This window comes from Pseudobacteroides sp. (assembly GCF_036567765.1).
Classification (GTDB): domain Bacteria; phylum Bacillota; class Clostridia; order Acetivibrionales; family DSM-2933; genus Pseudobacteroides.
Genome location: NZ_DATCTU010000095.1, coordinates 162,485 through 171,963 on the forward strand (window position 1 = coordinate 162,485; position 9,479 = coordinate 171,963).

12 protein-coding genes and 1 pseudogene are annotated in these 9,479 nt (G+C 35.4%); 3 read left to right on the forward strand and 10 right to left on the reverse strand.

The annotated features are described in order from the left end of the window. Positions 1–44: 44 nt before the first annotated feature. A complete protein-coding gene (locus VIO64_RS15305; RefSeq protein WP_331919764.1) occupies positions 45–974 on the reverse strand; it encodes a response regulator in 930 nt (309 codons plus the stop codon). Positions 975–1,340: 366 nt separating this feature from the next. Here VIO64_RS15305 and VIO64_RS15310 point away from each other — a divergent pair, with 366 nt between their 5' ends. After that, complete coding sequence (locus VIO64_RS15310; protein ID WP_331919766.1) at positions 1,341–1,571, forward strand: hypothetical protein; 231 nt, start codon at positions 1,341–1,343, stop codon at positions 1,569–1,571. A gap of 245 nt (positions 1,572–1,816) precedes the next feature. Here VIO64_RS15310 and VIO64_RS15315 read toward each other — a convergent pair whose 3' ends face one another. The 5 genes from VIO64_RS15315 to VIO64_RS15335 form a co-directional block, all read right to left on the reverse strand. Continuing rightward, positions 1,817–2,257 (reverse strand): rhodanese-like domain-containing protein, encoded by a 441-nt coding sequence (locus tag VIO64_RS15315; protein WP_331919768.1) that lies wholly within the window; start codon positions 2,255–2,257, stop codon positions 1,817–1,819. Between the two features lie 187 nt (positions 2,258–2,444). After that, entirely contained in the window at positions 2,445–2,597 is a 153-nt protein-coding gene (locus tag VIO64_RS15320) for a hypothetical protein (RefSeq protein ID WP_331919770.1), read from the reverse strand. A gap of 78 nt (positions 2,598–2,675) precedes the next feature. Beyond that, a complete protein-coding gene (locus VIO64_RS15325; RefSeq protein ID WP_331919772.1) occupies positions 2,676–2,924 on the reverse strand; it encodes a hypothetical protein in 249 nt (82 codons plus the stop codon). Then, positions 2,873–3,055, reverse strand: a complete 183-nt coding sequence (locus VIO64_RS15330) for a 4Fe-4S binding protein (RefSeq protein ID WP_331919774.1) — start codon at positions 3,053–3,055, stop codon at positions 2,873–2,875. Before VIO64_RS15330 ends, VIO64_RS15325 begins: the two co-directional genes overlap by 52 nt. A 69-nt stretch (positions 3,056–3,124) precedes the next feature. Next, on the reverse strand, positions 3,125–3,781 hold the full coding sequence (locus tag VIO64_RS15335) for a 4Fe-4S binding protein (RefSeq protein ID WP_331919776.1): 657 nt from the start codon (positions 3,779–3,781) through the stop codon (positions 3,125–3,127). A 249-nt stretch (positions 3,782–4,030) separates the two neighbouring features. Between VIO64_RS15335 and VIO64_RS15340 the strand changes: the two genes are divergently transcribed. Then, positions 4,031–4,252 (forward strand): hypothetical protein, encoded by a 222-nt coding sequence (locus VIO64_RS15340; protein WP_331919778.1) that lies wholly within the window; start codon positions 4,031–4,033, stop codon positions 4,250–4,252. Here the strand turns inward: VIO64_RS15340 and VIO64_RS15345 are convergent. Beyond that, the gene (locus VIO64_RS15345; RefSeq protein WP_331919780.1) at positions 4,249–5,130 is read right to left on the reverse strand and encodes a LysR family transcriptional regulator; all 882 of its coding nucleotides are present in this window, start codon (positions 5,128–5,130) and stop codon (positions 4,249–4,251) included. The two genes, VIO64_RS15340 and VIO64_RS15345, sit on opposite strands and share 4 nt — an antisense overlap. 169 nt (positions 5,131–5,299) lie before the next feature. Here VIO64_RS15345 and VIO64_RS15350 point away from each other — a divergent pair, with 169 nt between their 5' ends. Continuing rightward, a complete protein-coding gene (locus VIO64_RS15350) occupies positions 5,300–6,307 on the forward strand; it encodes a YeiH family protein (protein ID WP_331919782.1) in 1,008 nt (335 codons plus the stop codon). A 109-nt stretch (positions 6,308–6,416) separates the two neighbouring features. On the opposite strand, the pseudogene VIO64_RS15355 reads toward VIO64_RS15350, so the two are convergent. The 3 genes and pseudogenes from VIO64_RS15355 to VIO64_RS15365 form a co-directional block, all read right to left on the reverse strand. Further along, positions 6,417–6,608 (reverse strand): annotated as a pseudogene (locus VIO64_RS15355) (class I SAM-dependent methyltransferase); the annotation flags it as partial. Positions 6,609–6,805: 197 nt separating this feature from the next. Beyond that, positions 6,806–8,911, reverse strand: coding sequence for a M56 family metallopeptidase (locus tag VIO64_RS15360; protein WP_331919784.1), 2,106 nt, complete (start codon positions 8,909–8,911; stop codon positions 6,806–6,808). 2 nt (positions 8,912–8,913) lie between these two features. Then, entirely contained in the window at positions 8,914–9,276 is a 363-nt protein-coding gene (locus VIO64_RS15365) for a BlaI/MecI/CopY family transcriptional regulator (protein ID WP_331919786.1), read from the reverse strand. Positions 9,277–9,479: the final 203 nt, after the last annotated feature.

A 9,479-nucleotide genomic window follows, 5' to 3' on the forward strand; every position in this document is an offset into this window, starting at 1 on the left:
TTAAATAAGATAGGATGTGAAATTAACTTGCCATTTTGAGGCTATCACTTTCTTGTATCTTTAACATACACACTTCCAGCGATTGATTTTGCTTGTTTTTTTAACTCTGCAGCAATTTCAGCAACCTGTATATGACTTATGAGGCTGCGATTCTCATTAGATATGGCAGCTAAAGAAATAGATATGATCGGATACTGTATCATCTGCCCCTGCCTGTTGGCAGTTGAAATAAACCCCTTTTTTCGATCCTCCATGCTATAAAGCTCCACTATCTTTTCATCAAACCTTTTTATAACATTTTCACATATTATATCTGTATTCCTCGGAGAAATTACCAATATAAAGTCATCACCGCCTACATGTCCTACAAAGTCCGTAGGGGTGCCTAGTGCATGGATAGAATCCAAAAGGATATCAGCAGTCAGTTTTATGGCCCTATCCCCACTGGCAAAGCCATAAACGTCATTATAAGCCTTAAAGTTATCAAGGTCGGCATAAACCACTGAAAAGATGTCTCTTTTGAAGATTCTCCTGGTTATTTCAGCCTGAATTTCAAGGTTTCCTCTAAGCCCAGTCAATGGGTTTGCCCATCTGTTCCGGTCTATTCTCATAAGAGTATTTCTGACCCTTGCAATAAGCTCTCGTGGATTAAAAGGCTTTTTTATATAATCATCAGCACCTAACTCAAGCCCTTGAAGCTTTTGTTCCTCATCATCCTCTGCAGTCAGTATTATAATAGGCATTAAGTTGTTGCTCTCATCTGCTCTTAATATTTTACAAACCTCCAAGCCATCCATGCCATACATAATAATGTCAAGAAGTACTAGGTCAGGTTTTTCTCTTCTGACCATTTCAATACCTTCTTCACCATTATTTGCCGATATAACATCATAACCTGCAGGCACCAAAATGTCTGTTATTATTCTTACTATTAACTCTGTATCATCTACAATAAGAATTTTCTTTTTAAACATAGTTTCTCCTTATTATAACTAAATCACCCTTCTATATTTATATATCGGCTATTCTTCCTGCCTAATTGAGGTTTAAATGGTTTAGCTGTAGTAACAAGCTTTGGAAATAATAAAATATCGAACTTTTAATATTTAAAAAATGATCTGCTAAACTTTAAGACTATCAAACATGAATATTATTGAAATAAATAGCCAAGAGAATAAATTGACTATTTTTATTTAGGAATAACATATATATTATATATTATTGATTGTTATGATAAAAGCTATTTTTAAAACATTTAAATAAAATTTAAAAATTTTGCACTTAGCTATTATTATATTTGCGATTTTATGGTATATTAAGATTATAAAGGAGTGATTTAATTGTCAGAATTTTGTAAATGCGGTTCATTGATGCTTTCAGGCAATTGTACAAATAAGAACTGTACTTTTAGAACCATATCAAAGCCTTCTTCGCCCAAACAGTCATCTCGTAGCAAAGCGGCCTCTTCAGATATATCTGCTAAAGAGAAAAAGCCGCCTCGTGTAAGAAGAGCTTCAAAATGTATTACCTATAATCTATATGATATAAACAACGAAGAGGCTATGGAATAATAGCCTCTTCCTTTATTTTAAGGTAAACTTGCATACCTATGACAGCTGATATTCTTAATTGTAAACAAATTAATTTTTCCTTATTCGTTCCGTTTCGAGGGGACGCATTTTCCCTATTCCCACTAAAGAGTCACACATTGTCTATCCTTGTTGCTTCAGGTGAAACATATAATATCAAACAATATGACTAAGCCTTTGGGTGGCATGACCACAACTATTGAATATAAAACAATATAACAGCGAACTTATCTTCCTGTTTCCGTTTCATATGGCCAATCAATTATTCCTCCAAGGTTGTATACCTTTTTATATCCCATTTTGGCAAGAGCCTCAGAGGCAGTAACACTGCGTCTCCCACTCCTGCAATAAACAAAAATAGTTGTATTCTTATCAGTAAGCTTTTCAGGAGCTTCCTTCTCTATGACATCTACAGGTATCAGCAGGCTGTTAGGAATATGCTTCTCATCATATTCTTCTTGGGTTCTTACATCAAGTAATATGATTCCCTTTTCACTACTAAGACGCTTTTTGGCATCTTCAGGCTTAATGTTTGTATAACTGGAAGCTTTAGTTGAATTCACTTGTACTGGCACTTCCTTTTGATATCCCCTGTTATCTGCTGGGCTACATGCAGCAAACCCTATACTTATTAGAATCAAAACAAAAGCAATCATAGCTTTTTTCATATTATTAAAACCTCATTTCTTGTTTTTGCGAAGCGTTAAATCAAAAACTGTGTAATTGGGCATATAGTGCACCAGGTTCTTGGCCTAAAAATCCAAGCCATGCAAAGATACTACTAAGAATCCAAGAACAAGAACAATATTGTTACTATAAATAATTCTTCCAGCCTTATCTCATTTTTACCACCATTTATCCCCTTTTATTTATTGTAATATACTTGCATTTTAACACACCAGCAACCGGAAGAGCAGCATATACTGGGCCGGCTGCAGCTGATCCAAGAAGAAACGCAATTGTGATTCCAATTATTCCTGACTTTTCTCTCTTCAACAAATTCTTCATCCTAACACCACCCCTATCACAATTGCTACAGCAAACGAAAATATAAATACCAGGCCATTTCGCAGAATAGCAGCTTTTCTACCGAAATATTTTATTTCTAGGGGGTATTGTTACAATTCCAACCATCATCAGGGTCGAAATAAACACTGCAATTTGCATAAAGCCAGCTCCGCTTTTTAGAAGTGCTGCCGCCAGTAGAAAAGCTACAAAGCACGGTATTAATGTAATTGAACCGCCAATAAACAAAGCATTATTGTATACATTGAGCCCCTCCATTATTTCGCTTGAATAGCTTGCATTGGGCAGAACATCACACACTTCTTGCATTTAATGCATTTTCCATCATCAATTGTTGGCAATCCATTCCCACTTTGTTGAATTGCACCTACGGGACAAACCTTTATTGACGGACACTTATGGTTTTGTGGACATAAATTCTTATCAACTGTTATTTTCATAAAAGACACTCCCTCTCAACTATTAATATTCTTCCGAATCTGTATAACATAGTACTTTATTCACCAATTTCAAGTAATATACAGTGATTTCTTCGGGCACTTTTCAACACAAACCTTGCATTTTAAGCAGTCGGCATCAGTAACTTTACCAACACTCTTATGGCTTAAAACATCAATGCCTATTGGACAATTCTTGGTGCAGACCTTACAATTTACACACTTTTCCTTGTTAAACGCAATGTATCTGAAGTTCCCCTTTGCAAGCTTTAACTTTGCTATATAATGTGCCATAGTACCCATAGGGCAAATCATACACCAGGTTCTTTGATTATATGAAAAGCCCAAAATTATGGTAATAACAGTAGTTATAATAATCATTCTTATAAAAACAAATGATACTTCAGAAAAACTACCCCAAGCAAAAACAATCTGGACTGCAAAAGCTCCCATTAGTAATATAAGAAATGCCAGCCTAAACCATGTTGACTTTAAGAGCCTGGGCACCTTATTTTTTCGGCTGAATTTTGAAAGTATAATATCATTAAAGCTCCCTCTCGGGCAAAAGTTACCGCACCACATTCTCCCTTTGAATACCGCAACAATAGAAGGTGCCAGCATGCATATTAAAGCTACAGTCCCTATAAGTGGATAGAACACCCCAATAATACAGTAAATAATGAGCATTACCCACACCCAGTTATGAATAAATTTAATTGCCTTATCCATATAAATTCACCTCTATCTCATTTTCATATACCCCCACAGGGTACTTATATATTATACGAGGCGGACAGCATTTTTGTCAATCGTTATATTTAAATATTTAGATATAACATGAGAATTATTGAAAATCTAAGTAATTAAAGCTAGATGTCATCACATACCCTGCATAGGTATATAACGAGAAAAAACGGATTTGTTATCTGTATCTGTTTATTGTAATATGTAAATACAATTAAAAGATGGGGTGATTTTATGCTGTTTGTTGTAGCATTTGTAACATGGAGAAATGCAATATTTACAAATACCTATATTAGCAAACTGCTTTACGGTAAGACTCTTGCAGCTTGGGAAAAAATCTGTTTAAGCTGTAATAATTGCAAATATGACAGGTGTTCAATAAATGATCTTAACGTCCGCAGCAAGATGCTCTGTATGGGCAGCTTCTATAGCAATTTACATATAAAGGCACACTAGCCAATAACAAAACTCATAAAATTTTCTATAAAATCAAAAGGGCCATGCTCCATAAAAACAAAATTAAATTCTCTTTTAAACTTAGCCCCATCAATTGGAATAATTGTTAATGTGCCTGCTTCTACTTCACGCTTAACAGCTTCCCTTGATATAACTGTATACCCCAGGTTTGCTTCTACCAAGGATTTTATAGCTCCGATACTACCCACTTCCATATAAATCTTCATATCCACAATATTATACCCAAGCTCCTTAAGCTTATTTTCAAAAATCATTCTAGTTCCTGAGCCCTTCTCCCGGAGAATAAGCCTACCATCATTTAAAATTTCATTTATTCTTACTTTTTCTCTCATCGTTAAACTACTTATGGGTGCAGCTACTAAAACAAGTTCATCATCTTTCAGCTTTTTATAGTTAAATTTACTTTTATCAAAAGGCCCTTCTACAATTCCCAGGTCAAATTCCCCATTGCTTATTCTTTCTAAGACTTCTTCCAGATTATGCACATGCATAATAACGTCAATATTACTGTGAGTTCTTTTATAATCACCCAACAAATTAGGAAGCACAAATTCACCTATGGTTAAAGTTGCACCTATATTATATCTTTTAATCACTGACGACTTGTTTTTTAACTTTCTTTCCAGAAGTATAGAATTGGCTTCATATTCCTTTGCACTTTTTAAGAGCAACTCTCCTTCTTCAGTCAAAGAAATTTGCCTTCCTTTTTTCTTTATTAACTTAACTTCATAATATTCTTCAAGCTGTTTTATATGCTGTGTTACTGCCGGCTGTGTAAGGTTAAGCACTTCTGCTGCCCTAGTATAGCTTTTTAATCTTGCTATATTGATAAAAGTCTTGAGCTTTGAATCAATCATACTGTTTATCTCCTCAAAAATATCTTAATCACAAATTATTGTATAACAACTAAAAGTTTTTAGAAAGGCATACATAAATTTTTATTATAATTTTATAATAAATCATAATTTGTTTTTATGCATTGTTCATATTAAAATATTAGTAACGATAATAGATAGGAGGAAAACCATGGCGTGGCTTAGAAAAAATCTTTCAGGCATATTGATGTCTTTTGTGATTGCGTTAATAGCAACTTGGCTCGGAAATAGATATCCTATTATAGGCGGTCCTGTTTTTGGTATTGTTATTGGAATTATATTAAATAATGCCGTTGGTAAACCGGCATGGGCAGAAGCTGGAGTAAATTTTACATCCAAGAAAATCCTTCAATGGGCAATTATAATTTTAGGCGGCGGTCTTAGCCTTACACAGATATGGAAAACAGGCATTCAATCTCTATCTGTTATGCTGCTTACATTGTCTTGTGCTTTTATAGCTGCGTACGGCTTTGGAAGACTTATGAAAATTCCATCTAAGCTGACCAGTTTAATAGGTGTAGGTACTGCAATATGCGGGGGATCAGCTATAGCTGCAATATCTCCCATTATCGAGGCAGAGGAAATGGAAGTTGCTTATTCCATATCAACAATTTTCTTCTTCAACATTATCGCTGTTTTGATTTTCCCGCCGCTTGGACATATGCTTGGATTTTCAGATACAGCGTTCGGCTTATTGGCTGGCACGGCAGTAAATGATACTTCTTCAGTAGTTGCTGCGGGCTATGCTTTCAGCAGCCACGCCGGAGCTTATGCAACTATAGTAAAATTAACTCGTACGACAATGATAATTCCTATTTCGCTGATTTTCGCTTTTGCTTATTCTTATAACAGAAAAAAATCAGTTAAAGCTGGAAACTCTATAAACTATAGCTTTAAAAGAATTTTCCCATGGTTCATCTTAGGCTTTCTGGCAGCCTCCTTGTTAAATACCCTTGGAGTATTTAATGAATACATCGTTTCAATCCTGTCTATTGCAGGGAAGTTCTTCATTGTTATGGCCTTGACTGCTGTTGGGCTAAGTGCAGATTTTAGAAAAATGATAAAAACAGGTTTAAAGCCACTTCTCCTTGGTCTGATAGTCTGGGTGACAGTTACAGTGGTAAGTATAGGAGTTCAGTTTATTACAGGTCAAACTTAACCGATTCAGCACTGTGATTATCATAGATTATTTAAGAAAAATAGAATTCTGCATGCATCCCATATAATCAGCTCAGGATAAGAAAATTCCGGGTTCTCCAATATCTGACTTATATACAGGCATATTTCGATAATGTTTGTTCCCTGAGCTGTGCGTCTGCAGCATCTCCTTCAAGAAGGATTACATCATCTTTTGTATACCCATTATCAGCAATCAACTTTTTGGCCGCCATGATACATTCATAATTTTTATCAATTGCAATCACTTTATGCCCGCTATTAACAAGAGCAACGGTACTATATCCTGTGCCGCAAAGGGACTTTTGAGTTCCGGCTTCTTGTCCTAGTAACCCACAAGCCCCTTATTTACAGGCTTTTTTCTACACTCACTTGTCCGACCTTGTTATCAACATCATGCACTCCACGTGGGGTGAGAGGACAGATGTACTTGAGAACACACTTTCACTATATTGTTCCCCTTACTTTGTTAGGGATACATCTAGTAAATACTAATAACCCCTATAAATGAACGTAATTCAAAGTTCTTTTCGGTCCGAAGAAGGAATAGATAGTCTCCAGATTCCTTAGGTAGAATTATCCGATTCTCACCAGTTACTGAAAGACGTTTAAGCTCTTTGATTCCAATTTTCTTATCAACAGACTGTGGGGTCAGTTTGTAAACATGGCAATCATATAGCTCTGTTTCTGTTGAATATACTACCTCTACATTTTCTCCTACAGCGAAAGTTGCTGTCCAAGGATAACAGTTCGAAAGATAGAACGCCTTAATATCATTTGGTATTTCAGAAGAATGTACGGTTTTGAATACTGCTTGCGAGGGTCTTAAGGATACGGCATTTAAATTTCCATTTGCATCAGTACTGCCCTTAATTCCTACCTCTTCAGAACCTATTTGCATCCAATATGCAGGTGATATCATAGGTGAGTAGGTGAAAGCGGATGAATTGTATATGCTCTTATCTGTGCTTTCAAGATATTTTGGCATATAGCTTCGATTCCTGTCTATTGATGCTTGAGATAGCGATACTTTCTGTCCACCGTCAGAAACGCCTATTATATCCTCTGGCATATCCGTTTTTTTTGCAACCAATATATAACCATTGGAATTATTGATAGTCTCTATATCCTTCTCATACAAGTTAATATAAGCATAAGCATTTTTTCTAGTTTTGACCGCTTCAACCTTACCATCAAATATGGCTTCAACTTTATTAACAGATATAGTATTGTTACTGGCTTGATTTACCTCTCTTCCTGCAAGGCCGAAGAATACTTTATAGCCACTAAGTTCAGTAAAGTTCAATGCCCAACAATTGCTATGCCGGGTTAATGATGAAACTATACCATCGGAGTTTATAAGGTATAAGTTGGGATAATGCTCCCCATCTGTTATCCTGTCTGCAAGAACTAGCATATAATCATTATCAAACGGAATTTGTTCATATATAACGATTGATTCATTAGTCTGACCATAAAATTCTTTAAGAGCTTCGAGTGCTATAGTTTCTTCCACTATGCTTGCACCAGCTTTTTCATTTGAATTGTTAGCAGGGAGTTTTACTTCCGGGCTTGATACGTGGTTTGAAATATCCTTCTGAGTAGTTACAGTTGAAAAATCGGTTATTTGTTGTGATTCACCTAATCCATTTACTTTTGGATTTAATATAAGTCCAATACCAACTGTTGTCACAATAATAATTGAGATAGCAATTATCCAAAACCTTGGTCTTTTATAGTTTAACACGTTCTTAATCCTGCCTTTTACATTTCCCTCACCAAATGCAAGCGGACTACCATTTAAAATATGCTTTCCAGTAGCAAGCGACAATAATGAATTAGCATAGGGTTTTTTAGTTTCTTCATCCATTTCCGTCAGTACTCTTTCATCGCAGGATAGCTCCATATCCGTACTCATTAACATGAACGAAATCCACACAAGAGGATTAAACCAGTGGATGGACAATGTTAGGAAAGCTAATACTTTAATGATATGGTCTTTTCGATGAATGTGGGTCTGCTCATGTAGAAGAATATAGCCTCTTTCCTCAACGTTAAGTCCAACCGGTAAATATATCTTTGGTCTTATTAATCCAAGCACAAATGGTGTTTTCAAATTCCTAGCTTCAAAAATATTCTTCTCTATTAATTGTGCACTTTTAAGCTGTCTTTTTAAGATTAAAATAGATACAATGCTATAAGCAAGCAATGCTATTATGCCTAAAATCCAGATGTATGCCCCTATTTCCACATAAATCTGTAGTGGATTCACACTTGCCCCAATAGTCGGTGCAGGAAGTGATCTGCTTATAAAGGAATCAACTACTTCTATCCCACTATTAATCTGTGGATTTTGCTGGTAGATGATATCTTGGGGGATTGGTACAGCATTCGTATTCCGTGGCATAAGACTTAATATGCTTTCAAAGGAGAATGGAATTATAAGGCGAAAAGCAACCACGCCCCATAAGGCATAAGAGATAACTTTTGGAACTTTTTTGAGTAGTAACCTAATAAGTATCACAAAAAGGATTACATAACTTGCCGTAAGACTCATATTTAAAACAGTAAGAAATAGTTCATTCATTGCTACACCTCCTTGTGATCATCAATCAATCTTTTCAACTCTTCAGCCTGATGTTTACTTAATTTTTTACCACCTATAAAAGCTGTTAGAAATTTAGGCAAGGACCCTCCAAAGGTATCCTCAACAAAACGTATACTTTGATTGGCGTAATATTCATCCTTTGTAATTAGCGATGAAACTACAGCATTTTCATTTTGAAAAATGCCCTTTTCACATAACTTTTTCAGTACTGTATATGTTGTAGACTTTTTCCAATCCATTTCCTTTTCACATAGCTTCACAAGATTGCCGGAACCAATCGGCTCGTTCTGCCAGATTAATTCTGCAAACTTTTCTTCAGTTTCTGCAAGTTTATATTCCTTCATGATAAACCTCCTTGGTCTATTCAGCATCGACTTTATACTATAAATCTATATGGAATAGACCAAATTGTCAATAAGTATTTATAAATTTTTTTACAGAGTCATTGTTGTTGCATAAAAAAATTTAATAAAAATCAACTGTAATATTTACCTGTAGAAAGAAGAAAGCCCCTTTGTTAATGTCAAGTGGGTTCGCCAGCAAGCAG

Bases quoted from the DNA above. Each gene is read 5' to 3' on its own strand.
- VIO64_RS15350 (WP_331919782.1), top strand. From the start codon at position 5,300: ATGGCGTGGCTTAGAAAAAATCTTTCAGGCATATTGATGTCTTTTGTG.
- VIO64_RS15305 (WP_331919764.1), bottom strand. From the start codon at position 974: ATGTTTAAAAAGAAAATTCTTATTGTAGATGATACAGAGTTAATAGTA.
- VIO64_RS15320 (WP_331919770.1), bottom strand. From the start codon at position 2,597: ATGAAGAATTTGTTGAAGAGAGAAAAGTCAGGAATAATTGGAATCACA.
- VIO64_RS15340 (WP_331919778.1), top strand. From the start codon at position 4,031: ATGCTGTTTGTTGTAGCATTTGTAACATGGAGAAATGCAATATTTACA.
- VIO64_RS15330 (WP_331919774.1), bottom strand. From the start codon at position 3,055: ATGAAAATAACAGTTGATAAGAATTTATGTCCACAAAACCATAAGTGT.
- VIO64_RS15360 (WP_331919784.1), bottom strand. From the start codon at position 8,911: ATGAATGAACTATTTCTTACTGTTTTAAATATGAGTCTTACGGCAAGT.
- VIO64_RS15345 (WP_331919780.1), bottom strand. From the start codon at position 5,130: ATGATTGATTCAAAGCTCAAGACTTTTATCAATATAGCAAGATTAAAA.
- VIO64_RS15315 (WP_331919768.1), bottom strand. From the start codon at position 2,257: ATGAAAAAAGCTATGATTGCTTTTGTTTTGATTCTAATAAGTATAGGG.
- VIO64_RS15335 (WP_331919776.1), bottom strand. From the start codon at position 3,781: ATGGATAAGGCAATTAAATTTATTCATAACTGGGTGTGGGTAATGCTC.
- VIO64_RS15325 (WP_331919772.1), bottom strand. From the start codon at position 2,924: ATGCAAGAAGTGTGTGATGTTCTGCCCAATGCAAGCTATTCAAGCGAA.
- VIO64_RS15365 (WP_331919786.1), bottom strand. From the start codon at position 9,276: ATGAAGGAATATAAACTTGCAGAAACTGAAGAAAAGTTTGCAGAATTA.